Source organism: Pseudoalteromonas sp. MB47, from assembly GCF_011319765.1.
Lineage (GTDB): Bacteria > Pseudomonadota > Gammaproteobacteria > Enterobacterales > Alteromonadaceae > Pseudoalteromonas > Pseudoalteromonas simplex.
Genome location: NZ_VFBD01000008.1, coordinates 127,521 through 148,713 on the forward strand (window position 1 = coordinate 127,521; position 21,193 = coordinate 148,713).

General features: G+C 41.5%; 21 protein-coding genes. 10 read left to right on the forward strand and 11 right to left on the reverse strand.

All coding sequences use genetic code 11. The features are described from left to right. The first annotated feature begins 136 nt into the window (after positions 1–136). The 3 genes from IMPJCBKJ_RS04700 (at position 137) to IMPJCBKJ_RS04710 (ending at position 4,172) form a co-directional block, all read left to right on the forward strand. Positions 137–2,050 (forward strand): methyl-accepting chemotaxis protein, encoded by a 1,914-nt coding sequence (locus IMPJCBKJ_RS04700; RefSeq protein ID WP_166339001.1) that lies wholly within the window; start codon positions 137–139, stop codon positions 2,048–2,050. An 84-nt stretch (positions 2,051–2,134) separates the two neighbouring features. Beyond that, the gene (locus IMPJCBKJ_RS04705; RefSeq protein ID WP_166339003.1) at positions 2,135–3,319 is read left to right on the forward strand and encodes a tetratricopeptide repeat protein; all 1,185 of its coding nucleotides are present in this window, start codon (positions 2,135–2,137) and stop codon (positions 3,317–3,319) included. After that, on the forward strand, positions 3,306–4,172 hold the full coding sequence (locus IMPJCBKJ_RS04710) for a M20/M25/M40 family metallo-hydrolase (RefSeq protein ID WP_166339005.1): 867 nt from the start codon (positions 3,306–3,308) through the stop codon (positions 4,170–4,172). Before IMPJCBKJ_RS04705 ends, IMPJCBKJ_RS04710 begins: the two co-directional genes overlap by 14 nt. Here the strand turns inward: IMPJCBKJ_RS04710 and IMPJCBKJ_RS04715 are convergent, their stop codons facing one another. Then, the gene (locus tag IMPJCBKJ_RS04715) at positions 4,173–4,490 is read right to left on the reverse strand and encodes a GIY-YIG nuclease family protein (RefSeq protein WP_054551723.1); all 318 of its coding nucleotides are present in this window, start codon (positions 4,488–4,490) and stop codon (positions 4,173–4,175) included. A 117-nt stretch (positions 4,491–4,607) separates the two neighbouring features. Here IMPJCBKJ_RS04715 and bamE point away from each other — a divergent pair, with 117 nt between their 5' ends. Continuing rightward, positions 4,608–4,970 (forward strand): outer membrane protein assembly factor BamE, encoded by a 363-nt coding sequence (gene bamE, locus IMPJCBKJ_RS04720; protein WP_054551724.1) that lies wholly within the window; start codon positions 4,608–4,610, stop codon positions 4,968–4,970. 41 nt (positions 4,971–5,011) lie between these two features. Here bamE and IMPJCBKJ_RS04725 read toward each other — a convergent pair whose 3' ends face one another. Together IMPJCBKJ_RS04725 and IMPJCBKJ_RS04730 are read right to left on the reverse strand one after the other, a co-directional pair. Further along, positions 5,012–5,338, reverse strand: coding sequence for an RnfH family protein (locus IMPJCBKJ_RS04725; protein ID WP_138601550.1), 327 nt, complete (start codon positions 5,336–5,338; stop codon positions 5,012–5,014). After that, positions 5,335–5,775 carry a type II toxin-antitoxin system RatA family toxin gene (locus IMPJCBKJ_RS04730; protein WP_054551726.1) on the reverse strand — a complete coding sequence of 147 codons (441 nt, stop codon included), beginning with the start codon at positions 5,773–5,775 and terminating at the stop codon, positions 5,335–5,337. Before IMPJCBKJ_RS04730 ends, IMPJCBKJ_RS04725 begins: the two co-directional genes overlap by 4 nt. 133 nt (positions 5,776–5,908) lie before the next feature. Here IMPJCBKJ_RS04730 and smpB point away from each other — a divergent pair, with 133 nt between their 5' ends. Continuing rightward, on the forward strand, positions 5,909–6,388 hold the full coding sequence (gene smpB / locus IMPJCBKJ_RS04735) for an SsrA-binding protein SmpB (protein ID WP_054551727.1): 480 nt from the start codon (positions 5,909–5,911) through the stop codon (positions 6,386–6,388). Between the two features lie 265 nt (positions 6,389–6,653). After that, a complete protein-coding gene (locus IMPJCBKJ_RS04740; RefSeq protein ID WP_240921003.1) occupies positions 6,654–9,179 on the forward strand; it encodes a TonB-dependent receptor in 2,526 nt (841 codons plus the stop codon). Positions 9,180–9,247: 68 nt separating this feature from the next. Here IMPJCBKJ_RS04740 and IMPJCBKJ_RS04745 read toward each other — a convergent pair whose 3' ends face one another. Next, positions 9,248–9,853, reverse strand: coding sequence for a peroxiredoxin C (locus IMPJCBKJ_RS04745; RefSeq protein WP_054551729.1), 606 nt, complete (start codon positions 9,851–9,853; stop codon positions 9,248–9,250). A gap of 279 nt (positions 9,854–10,132) precedes the next feature. Between IMPJCBKJ_RS04745 and IMPJCBKJ_RS04750 the strand changes: the two genes are divergently transcribed. Beyond that, entirely contained in the window at positions 10,133–11,014 is an 882-nt protein-coding gene (locus IMPJCBKJ_RS04750; RefSeq protein ID WP_166339233.1) for an NAD(P)-dependent oxidoreductase, read from the forward strand. A gap of 52 nt (positions 11,015–11,066) precedes the next feature. Here IMPJCBKJ_RS04750 and fadR read toward each other — a convergent pair whose 3' ends face one another. Further along, positions 11,067–11,780: a fatty acid metabolism transcriptional regulator FadR gene (fadR, locus tag IMPJCBKJ_RS04755; protein WP_054561887.1), complete on the reverse strand. Its 714-nt coding sequence runs from the start codon at positions 11,778–11,780 to the stop codon at positions 11,067–11,069. Between the two features lie 232 nt (positions 11,781–12,012). Here fadR and nhaB point away from each other — a divergent pair, with 232 nt between their 5' ends. Further along, a complete protein-coding gene (gene nhaB, locus IMPJCBKJ_RS04760; protein ID WP_166339009.1) occupies positions 12,013–13,593 on the forward strand; it encodes a sodium/proton antiporter NhaB in 1,581 nt (526 codons plus the stop codon). A gap of 89 nt (positions 13,594–13,682) precedes the next feature. On the opposite strand, the gene tyrA is transcribed toward nhaB, so the two are convergent. From tyrA to ffh, 6 genes are all read right to left on the reverse strand, one after another. Further along, positions 13,683–14,816: a bifunctional chorismate mutase/prephenate dehydrogenase gene (gene tyrA, locus IMPJCBKJ_RS04765; protein ID WP_166339011.1), complete on the reverse strand. Its 1,134-nt coding sequence runs from the start codon at positions 14,814–14,816 to the stop codon at positions 13,683–13,685. 268 nt (positions 14,817–15,084) lie between these two features. After that, complete coding sequence (rplS, locus tag IMPJCBKJ_RS04770; protein ID WP_054551733.1) at positions 15,085–15,444, reverse strand: 50S ribosomal protein L19; 360 nt, start codon at positions 15,442–15,444, stop codon at positions 15,085–15,087. 33 nt (positions 15,445–15,477) lie between these two features. Beyond that, a complete protein-coding gene (gene trmD / locus IMPJCBKJ_RS04775) occupies positions 15,478–16,245 on the reverse strand; it encodes a tRNA (guanosine(37)-N1)-methyltransferase TrmD (protein WP_054551734.1) in 768 nt (255 codons plus the stop codon). After that, positions 16,245–16,778: a ribosome maturation factor RimM gene (rimM, locus tag IMPJCBKJ_RS04780; protein ID WP_054551735.1), complete on the reverse strand. Its 534-nt coding sequence runs from the start codon at positions 16,776–16,778 to the stop codon at positions 16,245–16,247. The genes trmD and rimM overlap by 1 nt, the downstream gene beginning before the upstream one ends. A gap of 17 nt (positions 16,779–16,795) precedes the next feature. After that, the gene (gene rpsP, locus IMPJCBKJ_RS04785) at positions 16,796–17,044 is read right to left on the reverse strand and encodes a 30S ribosomal protein S16 (RefSeq protein ID WP_054551736.1); all 249 of its coding nucleotides are present in this window, start codon (positions 17,042–17,044) and stop codon (positions 16,796–16,798) included. Positions 17,045–17,284: 240 nt separating this feature from the next. Continuing rightward, positions 17,285–18,661 carry a signal recognition particle protein gene (gene ffh, locus IMPJCBKJ_RS04790; RefSeq protein WP_054551737.1) on the reverse strand — a complete coding sequence of 459 codons (1,377 nt, stop codon included), beginning with the start codon at positions 18,659–18,661 and terminating at the stop codon, positions 17,285–17,287. A 243-nt stretch (positions 18,662–18,904) separates the two neighbouring features. On the opposite strand from ffh, the gene ccsA reads away from it, so the two are divergent. Continuing rightward, positions 18,905–19,708 (forward strand): cytochrome c biogenesis protein CcsA, encoded by an 804-nt coding sequence (gene ccsA / locus IMPJCBKJ_RS04795; RefSeq protein WP_054551738.1) that lies wholly within the window; start codon positions 18,905–18,907, stop codon positions 19,706–19,708. Positions 19,709–19,769: 61 nt separating this feature from the next. Then, a complete protein-coding gene (locus tag IMPJCBKJ_RS04800) occupies positions 19,770–21,038 on the forward strand; it encodes a CNNM domain-containing protein (RefSeq protein WP_130051057.1) in 1,269 nt (422 codons plus the stop codon). Positions 21,039–21,193 lie beyond the last annotated feature (155 nt).

The following is a 21,193-nucleotide window of genomic DNA, read 5'->3' on the forward strand; positions in this document are numbered from 1 at the left end:
AGTAAGTTTCGCTTGTTAGAAACCAAGCCCAATTGCTTATTTGCTTTGGGCTTTTTTTTTGTCCCTACATTGATTCGTCATCTGTAAAGTGTATGCTAAAATTACTGACTTAAATGTTGTAAACTAAGACACTTTCATGGCGTTAAATCAATTCACCATCACTAAAAAAATTACCCTACTTGGCAGTTCTATCGCCCTCATTGTTGCTGCGTTAATCGGCGCAACAGCGATATACAGTGCAAAACAAATCATTGAACAGCGAATGATTGAATCGGAACTACCGAGCAAACTACAAGCAATTGATAATTATATTACTCACGATATAAATCAAATGATCAGTGCAGCTGAGCAACTCTCCAGTAACGAGTTTGTATTAGAGTGGGCTAACTCTGGCAATACAGATGATAAAACACTGCTAAAAGAGCTTAACCGCCTTGTTACCCAGTACGATCTAGCAACGGCTTCTTGGGCTAATCGTGAAACAGCACAATATTGGAACCAAGACGGTTTCTTGCGCGTTTTAACTAAAGAGCAAGATGGTTGGTTTTTCGCGTTTACTAACACCGCACAACCCTTTTCGATCAGTATCTATCAAGAGTCACCGACTGATGTAAAAATGTTTGTGAACCACCAGCAAACTAATGGCATTGGTTTAGCAGGCCTTGCAAAAAGTATCGACGATATGCAGGGCATGCTTAAACGCTTTCAAATAGAAGAAACCGGTTTTGTATTTGTTGCAGATAAAAACGGCCTAATTCAGCTGCATAAAGACGAAAACAAAGTCGCTAAAGCTAAGTTGGATGACGTTTACAAAACGGACATCACACGGGCCCTACTAACGCAAAGCGACTTCAATTTACAAGAAATCAACCTTAATGGTGAAGCAACCTTAGTGGCGGCAAGCCCAATTAAAAACACTGATTTGTTTGTTATTGCCCAAGTGCCAAAGCACGAAGTGTTTTCGAGCATTCAAGTTTTACAATGGCAAATCATCAGCTTTGCGATTGTGATTGCGTTGATTGCAAGCTTTGCAGGTTTAGTACTGGCACGTACGCTTTCATCGCCGCTGTCGAAAATGGCTGAGTTGTTCACCCGTTTAGGCTCTGGTGATGCTAATTTAGCGTATAGACTTCCTGACTCTGAGCAACCTGAACTTGCAAACTTATCAGCGGGCTTTAACCAATTTATCTCTAAGATTGAAACTGCAATTAGCCAAGTTGCTCAAGAAAGTAGTGAAATTAGACAAAGCGCCGATCATGTGTTTCAGCAAGCACAAAAGAACTCAGTGGCGCTTGATAATCAAAAAGAGCAAACTATCTCGGTTGCTGCGGCGATTAATGAAATGGGTGCAACAGTGCAAGAAATTGCCTCAAGCGCAGCGAACACGGCTAAGCTCACTGAGAATAGCAAGCAAAACACTGAACAAAGCCATACTCAGGTAACGCAAAGTAAAGAAGCAATAATTGAATTGGCATGTGATATCGATAATATCACCGAGCAAGTAAACGAGCTGGCAAACAAAACACAAGCGATTGCCAGTATTGTCGACTCTATCAGAGGGATTTCGGAGCAAACCAACCTATTAGCACTTAATGCGGCAATTGAGTCTGCTCGTGCGGGTGAGCACGGTCGAGGCTTTGCTGTTGTAGCTGATGAAGTTAGAGCGCTTGCAAATCGCACGTCGCAATCAACAACTGAAATTCAAACCATGATCAGTGAACTAACAAATACGTCTGATTTAGTGGTTAATCATATCAATCATTCGAAATCACAAGCTCAATTGAGCGTTGATGCAATGCAGAGTTCTGTTGAATTACTTAATGCCATTAACGATGCTGCCAATGAAATAAACGATATGGCAACCTTAATCGCAACTGCAACTGAAGAGCAAAGTAATGTAGTGGCAGATGTCGGTCGTAACATTGAGCAAATAAGTGACATTAGTGATAACGTTATGCGTGAACAAATTGATAGTGAACAAGCAATCAAAGACTTAGCAAACAGTGCGCAAACCCTTGATGACCTTGTTGCAACTTTTGATAAACGCTGACACGTTTTGTAACAGTTAACCCTGACCCTTTTTCATTCACGGCCTATACTTAAATGGTATTAGGCCAAGAATTAAGAGGGTCAAATGAAATTAACTAGCATTGTTTTCGCCTCAAGCTTTTGCTTATTAACAGCGTGTAGTAGTACAGAAAATAACACCGCCCCACCACCACTTGCTTTGGTGCAAAGTAATACGTTTACCCAAACCTCAGTTGAAACCCAACAAGAAATTTTTGCATTAAGCAAACATGTCAAACAACAACTTGACAGTACTTTTCCCAAAGATGGTCGATCATTGCAAAGCACTAAAGGCTTACTCAGGTTTCTATTGCAAAATGGCGATGCGTCTTTATCTTATCAATCTGGTGCGACCTTAACGGCCAATCAAGCCTACGAAAATTTAAATGCTAACTGTTTATCGTTATCGATTTTAGCCTACAGCCTAGCTGACTACCTTGGCCTCGAAGGGCAATTTCAAAAAGTGCATATCCCAGAGTATTGGGCGCTGGATAATGGTTTTAACTTACTCACAGGGCATATCAATTTGAAAGTGAGTGAATCAACAAAACAAGTGTTAAATCGTAAAGTTATATACCCTCAAGAGCGCTCTTTGGTGATAGACTTTGACCCTAACAGTCGCCAAGAGGCGTTTAAAACCAGCAACATCAACAAAGCCCGCATCACAGCGATGTTTTATAACAATAAGGGCGCAGCTGCGATGTTAAAACATGATTACGACACTGCTTTTAGCTATTACAAAGCAGCAGTTGATATTGATAGCAACTACTCAGGTGCATGGGGCAACCTTGGGGTATTATTCAGATTAACGAGTGACTACCAAAGTGCTGAAACAGCCTATCAGTATGCGATTAGTTTAGATCCTGACAACAACACCGCGCTAGGCAATTTAGCAAGACTCTATAACCTGACCGATCGTAAAGAGCAAGGCCAAGCTATATTAGCCATGCTTGACAAGAAACGCCAAGCAAACCCTTATTACCATATTTCTTTAGGTAATGATGCCTATACAACCAGCCGTTACCAAGATGCCATAAAACACTACAAAAAAGCCCGTGACTTAAATTCAACCCTGCATGATACTGATTTTGGTTTAGCCAGAACCTATTATCAATTGGGTGACTTAAAACTGGCTAAAAAGTATTTAACTATGGCAAACAATAAAGCTGACTTTGATCATGATAAACAGCGTTACGAAAGTAAATTACAAGCGCTTCGCTCGCATACTGCAAAACTTATTGATTATCGCTAGTGCTGCACTGATAAGCACAGGGCACGCTTTTGCCAATACAAACTTAGTACAAGACGTTATAACGCTAACATCGCCTCAATTTGCTGGGCGGAAAACGAATACCGAGGGCGCTAAATTAGCCGCCGATTTCATAGCAGAGCGCTTTGTCGCTCTTGGCTATTCAGTAAATGAACAAATTTTTACTTATCAATCAGGTTTCTTTAGTGAGGCGGTTGGGAGAAACATTGTTGCGATAAAAAATAGCCCTTGTGAAAAGTGTAAAAAAATTATTTTTACAGCCCATTACGACCACCTTGGGCAACAAGGCAGTCGGCTTTACCCGGGTGCCAATGATAACGCCAGCGGCGTTGCAGCTTTACTTTATTTAGCTGACCACTTTGCACAAAGCCCTCAGCGCTATCAGTTAGTGTTTGTTGCAACCGATGCCGAAGAAAGTGGCCTACATGGTAGCGATTACTTGGTATCGACACTTAATACAGACAAAATAAAACTTAACATTAATTTAGATATGCTTGTTGTGAACCCACGTAGACCTCGTATCTATGCATTTTTAGATAAGCAATCATTAGCGCACTATAAAGATGACATTAAAGCTTTGTCTGATGAGCAGCTAACCTTTATGGCAACTAGCTCGTCGGCGAGGCTGAATCGATTATTTGATCTCAAAGTTGATTGGCGCAGAGCAAGCGACCACTATTCATTCGCTAAAGCGAAGATCCCATACATTTACTTTGGTATCGGGCACGATAAACATCATCATCAAACTACCGATACAACAGAACATATCAACTTTATTTTATTTGAAGCTGCGATGAAGAAAATAGCTCTATTTATTGAAAAGCTTGCAAGTTAGCTACTTTGGTAGCTCAGAGGTTAAAACAAACTGCCTTTTTTGCGCTTTGCTAAGCTTTTTTACGCTTATTTCAAGTTTAGTTGCTTCACTACGGTTACCCACTTGCTGTTGATAGATAAGTGTTAAAGGCCCCTTGCCTTTGAGGTTTTTAGCCCCTTTTCCCGCTTGATGCTGCATAAATCGCTTTTCAACATTGGTGGTGATCCCCGTATACCAATGACCCAAACGTGTTTGCACTATGTACAAATGCCACAGACTCTCTGAATTATCATTGTTTTTTATAGGCTGCTGTAAACTTTCTGGGTTTGCTGTGGTCAAATTTGTGCCTCTTGATTGTTAATCGCATTTGTGTAAAAACAATTACTGAAAAGGGTTTTACCTTCAGTGACTAATCGGTATCATGCAGTGTATAAAAAATAAGGATTCAAACAAATAATGCAGTCGTTTAAAACTTTTTCTTTTTGGTTAGTACTTACCCTTACTTTAAGTGCTACAGCAGGGTGTTCAAGCTGGGTTTACCGAATCAACATTCCTCAAGGTAACTTCTTAGAGCAATCAGATGTAGATAAGCTACGTGTTAATATGACGCGCGAGCAAGTACTGTATGTACTAGGCAAGCCAGTCGCTGAAGACTCATTTGATAAAAATACCTGGCACTACCTTTACGTATTCAACCTTGGTCGTAGCAACGAGCAACGTAAATCACTCACTATTAACTTCGAAAACGATAAGCTTGTTTCGTTATCGGGTGACTATGAACAACCTAGCGAATTTAATACGCCGCTTGAACAAGAGTAATAGCAGCGCAAATTATTAAGGGTAGCCTAGGCTACCCTTTTTTATGCCTTATTAAGCGGACGCCCGCCTGTAATTTTATTAGCTCGGCCCTCTTCTTTGGCTTTTTCAGCACGGCGCCTGCGTGCATCCTTTGGATCAGCAATAAGAGGTCGATAAATCTCAATACGATCGCCATCTTTTACTTCTTGATTCAGTTTGCAAGTACGATTCCAAATCCCAAGCGTTAAATTATTTGCGTCTATTTCTGGGCACTTCTCGATAATGCCCGACTTAATCACCGCTTGCTCAGCGGTAGTACCTACAGGCACTTCGACCAGTAAACTGGTTGCTGTTGTTGGTAAGGCGAAAACCACTTCAACAGTGATCATGGGCGAACTCCATATACAGTTTTAGCGCGTTGAGTAAATGCATTAACCATATTCTTAGCGACTTCGTTAAATACTTTTCCGAAAGCCAGCTCAATAAGCTTACTAGCAAATTCAAACTCAAGATGCAGTTGCACTTTACAAGCTTTATCGTCCAGCGGTAAGAAATGCCATTTACCCTGTAGCTTTTTGAATGGGCCATCAACTAGGCGTAGCGCAACCGTTTGCTCATCAATAAAGGTATTTTCGGTAGTGAACCACTTTTTTAAACCTGCTTTCGATATTTCTAGACTAGCTGTCATACCACTGGCTTGTTGTGTAATGATTTTAGCATCAGAGCAATGTGGTAAAAACTCTGGATATGCATCTACATCATTCACTAAATCAAACATTTCTTTGCTGCTGTACATTACCAGCGCACTTTTTTCTATTTGCGGCATATTCACTCCCAACTTTGTCGGCGAATTTTAGCAAGCTTTGACTATTTACCCAAATATTAGTGACGCGAAAATTTCTGCAAAGCCTTAAAAAAGCGATGTAAAAACGCTGTTTTTACGTATAATATGAGCCACTATGGCTAAGAAAAAATCATCTAAATCGACAAGTAATACCATCGCGCTAAACAAAAAAGCGCGTCATGAGTATTTTTTACACGATAAGTTCGAAGCTGGGGTTGAACTACAGGGCTGGGAAGTAAAAAGTATCCGAGCTGGTAAAGTAAACATCTCTGAGACTTATATTCACATTAAAAACGGCGAAGCATTTTTACTTGGCAGTCAAATTCAGCCTCTCAACAGTGCTTCTACTCACGTAATTTGCGATCCTTTAAGGTATCGTAAGTTACTTTTAAATAAGCGTGAAATCGATCGTCTTATCGGTGCTACAGAACGCGAAGGTTTTTCATTAATCGCAACTGCAATGTACTGGAAAAAATGCTGGGTGAAGTTGGAGTTCCACCTTGCTAAAGGTAAAAAGATGCACGACAAACGTGAAGACGGAAAAAATAAAGATTGGGCGCGTGAAAAAGAACGCCTGATGAAACATAAAGCTTAATTTATGAAATGAGCCTAACCTTTTTGTTAGGCTCGTACCCCCTACCAGTCCTGACTCTTACCACTTAAGAACCTTAACATCTTAATAAACCCATACTTTTTTGCTATTTCATTCACCGCTATTTACATGGTATCAATCTTTGTCGTGATTAATTCACAACACTTTCACAATTATACAAGGATTGAAATATATGAAGAACACCCATCGCTTTATACAACGACCTCTCTACGCATTTACAGTTGCCGCATTAGCAGGCACCAGTTTTATGTCTGTTGCTGCACAAGAAGATGGAGCTGAAAAGGTCGAGCGTATTGAAGTTACAGGTTCTCGCATCAAGCGCTCGGACATTGAGGGGCCATCACCGGTTCAATCAATCAGTCGTGCAGACATCGATAACATGGGCTACGACAACCTACAACAACTATTAGAGCGTATGCCTGTTGCCGGTAATGGTACTTTTTCTACTCGCGGTAATAACCAAGACTCTACAGCCAATGGTGCTGCAGCTGTTAGCCTTAGAGGTTTAGGCTCAGACGCTACATTGGTACTTATTAATGGCCGTCGTGTATCTATTAGCGCTTTTGCTGAGAGCATTACCAATTCATTTGTCGATATCAACTCGATTCCAGTCTCTGCGATTGAACGTATTGATATTTTAAAAGATGGCGCATCAGCTATTTATGGTTCTGATGCAGTTGCTGGTGTAGTTAATATTATCTTAAAGAAAGATATTAATGGCCTAGAAGTGAACCTTGGTTATGGCGGTACTGATGGTCCTAACTACGAAGAAAAAACAGCAAGTTTAGTATGGGGTACTAGTACAGAGAAAAGCAGCGCATCAATTATTATTGATTACTTTAACAACACAGCACTCTCATCTGATGAAATGGGCCGCCTAGGCACAGCCAACCAAGAACCATACGGTGGTATGGATTTTCGCTCATCGCGTGGCTTTCCGGGCTACTTCTATGTAGATGGTGAAAAAACCATTGATCCAGCCTGCCCAGCAGAAAATGCAACCGCAAGTGGCAGCTGCTTATTTGACTACGGCCCGTATGGTTACGTAACCCCAGCATCTGAGCGTGTCGGTGCTATCTCACAATTTGAATATAACTTCGACAATGGTATTTCAACTTTCTTAGAAGTTGCAGTACAACATAATACGTCGCAAGCAGCAGGTGCACCGACCCCGCTTGATGAAGATGCGGGCCTTACAGTACCTGCAAGCCATCCTAACAACCCGTTTGGCCAAGATATCGAAATTGGTCGCTACAGAACCGTAGATGCCGGCCCTCGCCAATGGGATATTGAATCTGATACGCTTCGCTTTGTTGCCGGTCTAAAAGGTGAAATAAATGACTGGAGCTGGGAAGCAGCTGTTCAAAAAGGTCGCAGTGAATCAATGCAAACAGGTAATAGAAGCCAAGGTTGGGTGCGCACTGATTTCCTACAACAAGAAATCGATGCAGGTAACTATAATCCATTTGGTGGCACCTATAATGACCAGGCAGTGATTGACCGTATCACGACAAGCTTAGTGCGCCGTGGTGAGTCTCATATGACCTCATTTGATGCAAATATTAGTGGTGAAGCATTCAGCTTTGGCGATGATGTAGTAATGATGGCTGCAGGTATTGAATACCGTGAAGAAGATGTGAGCGATATTCCAGACGACCAATTCCAGCGTGGTTTAATTTTTGGTACTGAGTCTGTATCAGCCGCTGCTGAACGCGACCAATACGCAGCTTACATTGAGTTTTCAATTCCGCTGGCTGATAACCTAGAACTGCAACTAGCTGGTCGATACGATGACTACAGCGATTTTGGCTCAACTACAAACCCTAAAGTAGCTGTTCGCTGGGCACCAACTGATTCAATCACTGTTCGTGGTTCGTGGGCTCAAGGTTTCCGCGCGCCTTCACTGGCACAAATTGGTTTAGGTCCGTCGGAAGAAAGTCAATTCTTTGTAGATACTTACCGCTGTCAGGCAACAGGGCTTGACTGTAACGCTCTAGATTACAATATCCAATTTGCAGGTAACCCAAACCTTGAAGCTGAGGAGTCAGAGTCATGGAATGTTGGCTTTATCTGGGCACCAACCGCTGAATTTGGTTTTGGAATCGATGTATGGAGCATTACACAAGATAATAAGATTGACGAGCAAGAGTTCGGCCCTATCTATGATGAAAACTGTAATGATCAAAACAGCACAGTCTGCGTGCGTTTAGCACCACAAAATGGTCAAAGCTTAGGTGTGATCCAAAAAGTTTATAGCACCTTTGAAAACGTCTCATCACAAGAAGTATCAGGTGTCGATGTATCGGCTAACTACACACATGCGATGAACGATTACGGCTTCTTAAAATTCAATTTAGAATGGGCTTACCAAAACGAATTTAAGAAAGATGGCCGCGATTACACTGGCGAATATCGTTATCCTGAAAACCGTTGGATTTTCTCAACAAATTGGGAAATGGGTGACTTCAACACGAATGTGAACGTTAGTTACACGGGCGAGTTTGAAGATACGCCAGATATCGACTTTGACGGTAATTTAGACTTTGATAGCAACACATCACGTATGGTTGATTCACAAACGCTGGTTGATTTACAAACAGCGTATAATTTCTCAGAGAAAATCAAACTTTCTGTGGGTGTGAATAACGTGTTTGATGAAGATCCTCCGTTTGCAATCGGTGATGGCGATGGCGACTTATATGGCTATGTATCAAGCGTACATAACCCTCGTGGTCGTTATTTCTATACTAAACTAACGATGCGTTTTAATTAATCTTGTTGTGCTTAAAAACAAAAACCCGCCAATTGGCGGGTTTTTTAATTCTTTAACTAAGGCCTAAATTATAGGTCGCCTTCGTTTTCAGAAAGGAACTTAGCAACACCTTCAGGGCTCGCGTCCATACCTTTTTTGCCTTCAGTCCAACCAGCTGGACATACTTCACCGTGCTCGCTGTGGAACGCTAGCGCGTCAACCATGCGGATCATTTCGTCGATGTTACGGCCTAGAGGAAGGTCGTTAACTACTTGGTGACGTACGTTACCTTCTTCGTCGATTAGGAAAGAACCACGGAAAGCAACACCTGCTTCTGGGTGCTCAACATCGTATGCTTGACAGATTTCGTGTTTAACGTCTGCAACTAGTGCATATTTAACTTGACCAATACCACCGTCAGCAACGGCAGTGTTACGCCATGCATTGTGTGAGAATTGTGAATCGATAGAAACACCAATTACTTCAACGCCACGCTTTTGGAACTCTTCAAAACGCTTGTCGAAAGCGATTAACTCTGAAGGACAAACGAAAGTGAAGTCTAACGGGTAAAAGAAGATAACTGCTTTTTTACCTTTGATAGTTTCTTTTAGGTTGAAGTTTTCAACGATTTCACCGTTACCAAGAACAGCTGCTGCAGTAAAGTCTGGTGCCTGACGGCCAACTAATACACCCATTTTTATCTCCAAATATTTGAGTTTATTTCCAATTGCCTAAGCAATACTCACATAGATATGGTTACTAAAACGCAAAAACCAAGTGTAAGTATTGATAAATTGCAAGATAGTGTAATGAGGTTACAGACAAATGAACAATCGAAAAAAGCGATATGCCTAATCGGAAAAATTGATTTATTAAAATATTACGTAACTCTTGAAGCAAACAATCGCACAGAGCTGCAAAATCAGCAGCTAAAATCTGATAAAATATGCCGAGCTAAGCAACTAGGTAGAAAAATGAAAGTTTTGATCACAGGTTCAGCAGGTCGGGTTGGCCGTGCAATTTATATCAAGTTAATGAGCAATTATAATGTCGTTGGGATGGATAAAGCGCCCTGCTCTACAGCTGACTTTGTGGGTGATATTCGTGACCAACACTTAATTCAGAGAGCTCTTCAAGACATCGACGTGATAATCCATACAGCCGCTTTACATGCCCCTCATGTTGGCCTGCACTCTGACGACGATTTTTACACTATAAATGTGGAGGCGACAGAACAGCTGGCACTGTTAGGTATAGAAGCAGGCGTAAAACAGTTTATTTTTACCAGCACCACAGCGCTCTATGGTTCAGCTTCAACGCCATTAGGTCAAGCGGGTTGGGTAAACGAGGATATTATTCCAAAGCCAAAATCCATTTACCATAAAACTAAAATTGCCGCCGAAGCCAAGCTTGAAGCTATTTCAGTAAAGCACAAATTACCAATCACAGTATTACAGATGTCTCGCTGTTTTCCTGAACCTGCAGATACGATGGCGCTATTTCGTAATAGCCGTGGCATCGACGCTCGCGATGTTGCCAATGCTCATTTATGTGCAATCGAGAAAAAACTAAGTGGTTTTAATCGCTTTATTATTTCAGGCGTTACGCCTTATTCAAAAAAAGATTGCCAGTCGCTTTATAAGCAAGCAGATAAAGTCATTATTGAAAAAATCCCAGCATTAGCAGATGCATTCAAGGAGCGAGGCTGGCTATTACCAACGAGTTTAGACCGAGTATACGATTCAACTAGAGCGCAGCAGCAACTTGGCTGGCATCCCAAACATGATTTTAATAGTGTTTTAGCAATGCTTGATGATGAAAGCGCTGAAGTACTCCCGGTGCTTAAAAGTAACTAACAAAAAACCCAGCTTTTAGCTGGGTTCTTAAATGAATATTAATTACGGTCGCTTAGTCCATGATATCTTCTGGCATATCACCACGAATTTGTTGCCAAATTTCACCTGTTTGATGACCATATTTACGCATCATTGAAATCGCACCGTCGTGTTCACGACGCTCTGCCAGTTCTGTTAAATCTTTATAAAATTGACGCGCTAATTCACGAGTTCGAGAATCAGAGAAGTAGTGGCAGCCAATTTTTGAGTAGAAACCTTTAAAGCCATTTAGGATAAGAACGTAAATGCGGTTATTACCCGCAACTGCTAATTCATGGTGAACTTTATAATCGTAATCAGCAAATGCTTGCGCACTGTCTTCTAGCTCTTCACTTTGCGATAAAATTTCAATTACACGCTCAGGAGCAAGCTTAATAGCCGCACGGGTATAAATTGCGCTGATATTAGTGCGAGCAGAAAGTAATTGATCTGTAAGCTCTGGCATTTTGTCTTCATCTAGTCGCGCTAGCGTTTCTAAAATGTTCAGGCCCGAGGTTTCCCAGAAGTTATTTACACGGGTAGGTTTACCGTGCTGAATCGTTAGCCAGCCATCACGGGCTAGACGCTGAAGTACTTCACGTAAGGTTGTACGTGTAACACCTATCAGCTCAGATAATTCACGCTCAGCTGGAAGAATTGAGCCAGGCGGAAAGTCACCATTCCAAATAGATTCAACAATGTATTCTTCAGCAAAACCTGCTGGGCTTTTCGCTTTAAAAATTCTCATTCACTTTCCACTTGAGTTAGCAACTACTTTTACCGCATTTGGTGTTCAACTCACTGATTGTACCAGATGATAAGCAACTAACAAGTAAACTAACTCGGCAGTACATAAAAATCTATAAGATCTAGTTAAATAAATGGCCTTTTGGATTAAAAGTACATCAAATAACAATACTATCGATATAATCAATTTCTATTTATTAACAATAATAACCAGCACTGATATAGGTATGGCCATGCAGCAGCGCGTTTTACCAGCTCTATTTAAAAATTTTTTAGGAACTTCACCAAAGTGGTATAAATACACCATTATTGCGTTTTTACTAATCAACCCGGTGTTATTTCAACTTAACCCTTATCTGGCAGGATGGGTATTAGTGTTAGAGTTTATTTTTACACTCGCCATGGCACTTAAATGTTACCCGCTACAACCGGGTGGTTTACTGGCAATTGAAGCCTTGTTTATCGGCATGACAACAGCAGGTCAAGTTGAACATGAGATAGTACAGAATATCGATGTGATCCTGTTACTTATCTTTATGGTTGCTGGTATCTATTTTATGAAAGACTTACTTTTATATATCTTTACAAAGCTGGTTGTTTCAGTACGAAGTAAAACCGTATTATCCCTGTCGTTTACGATAGCTGCCGCATTTTTATCTGCTTTCTTAGATGCGTTAACGGTGATGGCCGTTGTTATTGCCGTCGCGATGGGCTTTTACAGTATTTACCACAAGGTAGCATCAGGCAAAGACTCCAGCAGTGAGCATGATATTAATGACGATAACCAAGTTCGCCCAGTCAATCGTCAAGAGCTTGAAGAGTTTCGTGCTTTTCTTCGTAATTTATTAATGCATGCATCCATAGGTACTGCCTTAGGCGGTGTTTGTACTATGGTAGGCGAGCCACAGAACTTGATCATTGCAGAGCGTGCAGACTGGTTATTTGGCGAATTTTTCTTCCGAATGTTGCCTATTACTTTACCCGTTATGATTGCAGGTATTGCCACTACTTTCTTACTCGAAAAAACCAAAACCTTTGGTTACGGCGCAAAACTCCCTGCCCCCATCCACACGATTTTATCGGATCATGCTAAAAAGCTTGAGAAAAAACGCACCACACGCGACAAAGTGAACCTAGCGATTCAAGCTTTCATTGCTGTTTGGTTGATCATAGGTTTAGCCCTTCATTTAGCCACTGTTGGTTTAATTGGTTTGTCTGTAATTATTTTTGCCACAGCCAGTGCTGGTATTATTGAAGAACACCAGTTAGGTAAAGCATTTGAAGAAGCCCTACCATTCACAGCGTTACTTTGCGTATTCTTCTCAATTGTTGCAGTTATTATCGACCAGCATTTATTTACACCTGTGATCGCATGGGTACTTACTTTCGAAGGTCAGCTGCAACTGGTGATGTTCTTCATTGCCAACGGTATTCTTTCGATGGTCAGCGATAACGTGTTCGTGGGTACTGTGTATATCAATGAAGTGGCTGCTGCGTTACAGGCAGGTCAAATTACCCGTGATCAATTTGACCTATTAGCTGTGGCAATTAACACAGGTACTAATTTACCAAGTGTTGCTACGCCTAATGGACAAGCTGCCTTCTTATTCTTGCTTACATCAACATTAGCCCCTGTGTTAAGACTATCTTATGGACGCATGGTATACATGGCGCTACCTTATACCATAGTGTTGACGATTGTTGGCTTGAGCATGACCTTATTCAGCCTTTCAGATATGACTGACTTGCTGTATCAATGGGGCTTAATCAATCACCATAGCGGTGCGTTACCTGGCTCATTAGGTGGTCATTAAAACGATTATTTAAAACAAAACTGTTGAAACTAAAAAGCCCGCTTGATGCGGGCTTTTTTGATAGAGCTCTTTTTTGCTAGATTAGCTGTTTAATCAAGCACTTTCGCGTCGTTTGCTTTGTTGAGTAAGCTGCGGCTTTGCGTTAAGAAATGTGCAGTTGCATCAGAGAAGTATTCTTTTGCATCAGCAAATGCGGCAATCAATGATGCTTTATCCCCTGCTTTTAGCTTTTCTAGCGTGTCTGCAAAAGTATCTTGGTAGTTGGCAAGCAGTGCTTCTACATCTTCGAATTGTGCTAACATGATGTCAGAGTAAAGCTCTGGCGATTGGGCAAATAAGCGCCCGACCATCATTAACTCTAACTGATAAATGGGTGATGAGCAGCTGCGAAGCTCTGCAAGTGTATGGCTTTGCTTGGCAAGAAACTGGCCATATACAAAGGTTGTTAAGTGACGCATAACCTGAATGATCTGCATTGCTTCATCGTGTTTTTTAGCATCCATTTCAACTACTTGGCAGCCCCAAACTTGTAGTTGTGCCATTAACCCTTTAGCTACTTCATGATCTCGCCCTTCACACACGACCACCGTTTGTTTTACCCAATGTGAAATATCTGGGCCAAACATGGGGTGTAAGCCAACTACAGGGCCGCTATGAGCCGCCATAAGTGCTTTTAAAGGTTTTTGCTTAACAGAGGTAATATCAACCAGCAAACAGTCATCATCAAGTGTCGGTAGCGCTGCGACGACTTGCTCAAGTGCATTAATTGGCACACTGACAAGAACCAATTTTGCCCCTTTTAATATCGTCTCACTTTGTCCTTGCTGTGCTTTATCTAAAATACGCACTTCATAACCTGAACGAGTAAATTGTTGAGCAAATAACTGACCCATGGCACCTTCACCACCCACAATTACAATGGGTGATAATTGGGGTGCAACACAGGCAAGGCTACCTTGTTGGTTTTGATACGCTTCACGCATCATACGACGCAATATATCTTCAACTAACTCAGGGTTAACCCCTTGTGCGACAGCTTCTTGACGACGAGCTGCAAGTAACTCAGCCTCGCGATCTGGGGCATGTAATGGTGCTCCGATTTGTTGCTTAATTGCGCCTATTTTTTCTGTAATCCCATTACGCTTTGCCAGTAATGCCACCAATTGCGCATCACATTCATCTATTCCTGCTCTTAAATCAGCTAGATCATTCACTGTTACCACGTTACTACACCTCAAACCCTATAAACGTAAATATTTATATACAAAAAAGTAAAGCTTTTAATACAAATTATAGTAACAGGATAACAGCCAAAGCACAAAGCCCCAACGCTCTTGTAGCATAGCTTATAAAGGGATAAATAGGAGTAAGTAGATAAGTTAGAAGGGAGTATCTCTCAGAGGGGTAAATTATTTTTGTGGTATAAAAACCAAAACGGGTTGCAACCTAAGGCTGCAACCCGTTTTATTTTGCGTTGTAAAACAGCGCGTATTAGTTAAGTTTTTCTCTAATACGTGCAGATTTACCAGAACGCTCACGTAGATAGTAAAGTTTCGCACGGCGAACTGCACCGCGACGTTTAACTGAGATACTATCGATAAGAGGGCTGTGCGTTTGGAATACACGCTCAACACCTTCACCGCTCGAGATTTTACGAACTGTGAATGCTGAGTGAAGACCACGATTACGCTTAGCGATTACAACACCTTCAAAGGCCTGTAGACGCTCTTTGTTACCTTCTTTTACACGTACCTGTACAACTACTGTATCACCAGCGCCGAATGCTGGTACGTCTGTTTTAAGCTGCTCTTCTTCAAGCGCTTTAATAATATTTTGGTTTACTTTTGCCATTATATTTCTCACTTTCCTAGGTGTAACTGTCTTCTAGCCACAAGCTTGTTGGTACTCTTGCTGAAATTCAGCAAGGAGTGCCGCTTGCTCCTCAGTCAGAGCTAGGTTATGCAACAAGTCAGGACGACGAAGCCAAGTTCTACCAAGTGACTGCTTTGTGCGCCACTTAGCGATTTCTTGGTGGTTTCCGCTGAGTAATACAGCAGGCACCTGTTTATCATCCAATGTCTCTGGCCGTGTATAGTGAGGACAATCAAGCAAGCCATTCGAAAATGAATCCTGCTCAGCTGACTGGTTATGACCTAACACCCCTGGTACTAATCGTGCTACTGCATCAATTAGCGTCATCGCGGGTAGCTCACCACCACTTAAAATAAAATCACCAATTGACCATTCTTCGTCAACGTATGATTCTATGATTCGCTCATCTATACCTTCATAGCGACCTGCAATTAAAATCAGCTTTTCTGATTGTGCAAGCTCGCTTGCACCTTGCTGATCTAATTTGCGCCCTTGCGGGGACATATAAATTACTTTTGCACCATCACCTGCCGCTTTTTTGGCGTCAAGGATAGCTTGTTTCAATGGTTCAACCATCATTAACATGCCAGGACCGCCCCCGTAAGGACGATCATCCACAGTTCTATGCTTATCAGTGGCATAGTCACGTGGGTTCCAACAGTTAAAGTCGATTAGACCATTTTTAACTGCGCGACCTGTTACCCCTTGGGTGGTAATCGCATCAAACATGTCCGGGAAAAGGCTTATCACCCCTACCCATAGCGAACTCGTTTGTGACATTAAAACCCTGGGTCCCAGTCTACGGTAATTTCTCTTGCATCATGTTTAACTTCTTTAATAACAGAATCTGTTAAGAAAGGAATTAAACGCTCTGCTTGGCCAAATGCATCTTTTTTGTTTGCTTTCACAACCAAAACGTCATTTGACCCTGTCTCCATTAGGTCATCAACAGTGCCTAAGTTATAACCTTTATCAGTTATAACAGACATGCCGATCAGATCTCGCCAATAGAATTCACCTTGCGGTAATTCTGGTAGCTGCGCTGCATCTACTGAGATTTCTGCATTGGTTAAAGCCATTGCTTCGTCTCGGTCGTTTACTTGCGCAACTTTAGCGATAAAGCCTTTGTTGTGGCGACGCCAGTCGACCACTTCTAAGGTCTGCCATTTACCTTGTTGCCCTATCAACCATGGGCTGAAATCGAAGATCCCTTCGGGATCATCAGTAAATGAATGCACCTTAAGCCAGCCCTTTATACCATACGGGGCACCGAGCTTTCCTACTGTAATATACGAGGTGTTCTCTTGACTCATGGTTACTCTTACGCCTATTAAGCCGCTTTACGAGCGTCTTTAACTAACTTAGCTACGCGATCTGAAAGAGATGCGCCTTGACCTACCCAGTGATCAACACGAGATAAATCTAAACGTACTTTTTCTTCCTGACCAGAAGCGATTGGGTTAAAGAAACCTACTTTCTCGATGAAGCGACCGTCACGCGAGAAACGGCTATCCGCAACCACAATTTGATAGAAAGGGCGTTTTTTAGCGCCACCACGTTGCAAACGAATAGTTACCATACCGTCCTCTACATTAGATTGACTGTTTTCATTAATAAGATTTACTCCCCAATACGGGAAGCTGGGGAATTGTACGAGTTTTTTGCAACATTGCAAGTAAGAACTGCTGCAAAATGTAAGTTTAGTTGATTAAACACTGATCTGGGCTTTAAATCTTACATGCAGCTAACAACTACGCATAAATTATCTACAAAAAAAGGAGCTATATGCTCCTTTTTATACATTTAATAGACAGTACTATTAAAATTTAGGGCCACCACCCATCATCCCTGGTGGTAACATGCCTTTCATGCCGCGCATCATTTTCTTCATGCCACCTTTGCCTTTCATCTTCTTCATCATCTTCTGCATTTGCGTAAATTGCTTAAGCAGTTTATTGATTTCTTGCACCTGAGTACCAGAACCTGCTGCAATACGTTTTTTACGCGAGCCTTTGATGATTTCAGGACGGGCACGCTCTTTTGGCGTCATAGAGTTGATGATGGCTTCCATTTGTACGAAAGTTTTATCACCCATCTGGCCTTTTACAGCGTCTGGTAGGTTTTGCATGCCTGGCAGCTTATCAAGCATCGACATCATACCGCCCATGTTCTTCATCTGACGAAGTTGCTCAGCAAAGTCATCTAATGTGAAGCCATCACCTTTAAATACTTTTTCGGCAACTTTAGCTGCTTTCTCTTTATCTACTTTCATTTCGACTTCTTCGATTAATGAAAGTACATCACCCATACCTAGGATACGAGAAGCAATACGGTCGGGGTGGAATGGTTCAAGAGCATCAGTGCGTTCACCCACACCCATAAACTTAATTGGCTTACCAGTAATATGGCGAATCGATAATGCAGCACCACCACGGGCATCACCATCGGTCTTGGTTAAGATCACACCACTTAAAGGCAGTGCCTCATCAAATGCTTTTGCGGTGTTTGCCGCATCTTGACCTGTCATCGCATCAACAACGAATAAGGTTTCGATTGGGTTAATCGCGCTGTGAAGTGCTTTGATCTCGTCCATCATGTCGTTATCGACGTGTAAACGACCTGCAGTATCAACTAATACCACATCAATGAATTTTTTCTTCGCGTGAGAAATCGCATTGTTTGCGATATCAACCGGCTTTTGTGAAATGTCACTTGGGAAGAACTCAACACCCACTTCATCAGCCAGTGTTTCAAGCTGTTTGATTGCTGCCGGACGATAAACGTCGGCACTCACAACTAATACAGACTTCTTTTTACGCTCTTTTAAGAATTTAGCTAGTTTACCAACACTGGTCGTTTTACCAGCACCTTGTAAACCCGCCATCATCACTACCGCTGGCGGCTGTGCATTAAGGCTTAGCTCTTCGTTAGCTTCACCCATGGCTTTTTCAAGTTCTTCACGAACGATCTTAATAAAGACTTGGCCAGGGCTTAAGCTTTTTGTTACCTCAACACCTACGGCGCGTTCTTTAACTTGCTTAACGAATTCACGAACAACAGGTAATGCAACGTCCGCTTCCAAAAATGCCATGCGGACTTCGCGTAATGTATCTTTTATATTGTCTTCAGTTAGGCGTCCGCGGCCACTGATATTTTTTAAGGTTTTACCTAAGCGTTCTTGGAGATTCTCAAACATGTAAAGGTTCCGATAAAACGTGTTGCACCTGCAATGTACATAAATCAAACAAGTTTGGTGACAATACAGGCAATATTAAAATTTAATTCCTAGCAGTATACCGTAAATGGTGGTCGACAATACAGTGTTCAAGTGCGCAGTTTGAGTTTCTTTTTACAAACTCTATGCTTTTGCCTTGCTATAAAATACAATGGCATCAAAGAGACAAGGATTTATCGATATAAATTAAGTGGCCAAAACACGATGATTATTAGTTTAACTATTATTGCTAGTTTGTTTTATGTGTTAGCAACGTCACATGTGCTATCACGCCTTTTTCACAAACAAGGTCCAAGCCAAAAACTCACAGTCATTCTTAGCACTGTGGCTATCCTTGCTCATATGCTATTACTGGTTAATTCAGTTTTTCGTGCTGACGGCCAAGATTTAAGTATCGTCAACGTTGCTTTATTAACCTGTTGGGTCATTGTGGTGTCGGTAACTGCTGTGTCTCTCAAATTCCCTGCGACTTTATTGTTGCCAGTTGTTTATGGTTTTGCAGCCTTACTGACTCTTGCCAGCTTGTTTATACCACATCATGTGATTTTGCAATCAATCGATGTTGAGCTTGGTTTAGTTACTCACATATCGTTATCACTGCTAGCCTATTGTGTTTTGATAATCTCAACACTTTATGCTGTACAGTTCTACTTTATTGATAAGCGCCTCAAACGCAAAGACTTGGCAATTGTACACAGCCACCTCCCTCCTTTAATGGTGGTTGAGCGTCAGCTATATCAATTACTCACGCTGGGTACTATCTTACTGACTTTTGCTCTCCTTTCTGGGTTCATCTTCTTAGAGGGAATGTTTGCCAGTGAGTTTATCCACAAAACAGTCTTATCACTAATTGCTTGGCTCATTTTCACCGTGGTCACTGTAGGTCATTTACGCCAAGGCTGGCGTGGAAAGCCTGTGGTGTTTTCGATCATGATAGCCGCTTTTATCTTGTCACTTGCTTATTTTGGCAGCCGTTTCATCCAAGAAGTGGTTCTAAATAAGTTTTAACTTGACTCAGCAAGCTGTCTCTAGCTTAATATGCACTGATTTATAAAAAAAGGATCCATCCTTGGACGACATATCGACTAGTACCCTGTTTATTATATTGGGATTATTGATACTTATTTCTGCTTATTTTTCTGGTTCTGAGACTGGAATTATGTCAATCAACCGTATTCGCCTGCGTCATCTTGCTAAAGAAGATCACCGTGCAGCGAAGCGCGTCAGCAAACTATTAAGTCGCCCTGACAGACTCATTGGTCTGATCTTAATTGGTAATAACCTTGTAAATATCGCTGCAGCACAGGTTGCAACGATTATTGGTATTCGTTTGTATGGTGATCTCGGTATCGCTATTGCAACCGGCGCGCTAACGCTGGTTGTTTTAATCTTTGCCGAAGTAACGCCAAAAACACTTGCTGCGCTATACCCAGAGAAGGTTGCTTTTCCAAGTTCAATTGTGCTTAAAGGCCTTTTGAAAATCCTTTTCCCGTTTGTGGTTATCGTAAACTGGATGACTAACGGCATGTTACGCTTGTTTGGTATTACCACAGCACAAATTGAAGAGCACAGCTTAAGTAAAGAAGAATTAAAAACTGTGGTGAACGAATCAGGTGCACTATTACCTGCTCGCCACCAAAGTATGCTGACTTCAATTTTAGATTTAGAGCAAGTCACTGTTGAAGATATCATGATCCCACGCAACGAAATTGTTGCTATCGATATCAATGATGACTGGAAGCTTATCAGCCGCCAACTTACTCATGCACAACACACTCGCGTTTTGTTGTATCGTGATCAAATTGATGATGCTGTTGGCTTTATTCACTCACGAGATGCACTGCGCCTATTAACTAAAGAGCAGTTTGATAAACCATCACTACTGCGTGCGGTACGTGAAATTTACTTTATTCCTGAAGGCACATCACTGAACACGCAACTACTTAAGTTCCAGCAATCAAAAGAGCGTATTGGCTTAGTCGTTGATGAGTATGGTGATATTCAAGGTCTAGTAACACTTGAAGATATTCTTGAAGAAGTTGTGGGTGATTTCACTACAACGCAAACGCGTACACCGAGTGAAGAAGTAACAGAGCAAGATGATGGCTCAGTACTTGTTGATGGCGGTGCTAATATTCGTGATTTAAATAAAGAAATGGGTTGGGAGCTACCGATTGATGGCCCGAAAACGCTAAGTGGTTTAATTGTTGAATACTTAGAGGACATCCCAGACTCAAACCTAAGCTTGCGTATTGCCGGCTACCCTATTGAAGTTATTGAGATAAAAGAAAATATGGTGAAGTTAGTTAAAGTTATTCCAAGTAAACGCACTGAATAGCTTTCAACTTAACCTAAACAAAAGGAGTAGCTTGCTACTCCTTTTTGTTACTTATAGCTTAATTACCTCTGAAGATTCACATTTTAAAAGCTAACCCGCACAACCAAACACAAATTCCTCTACTATTATTTTCTTTTGCATATATTGATATAAAA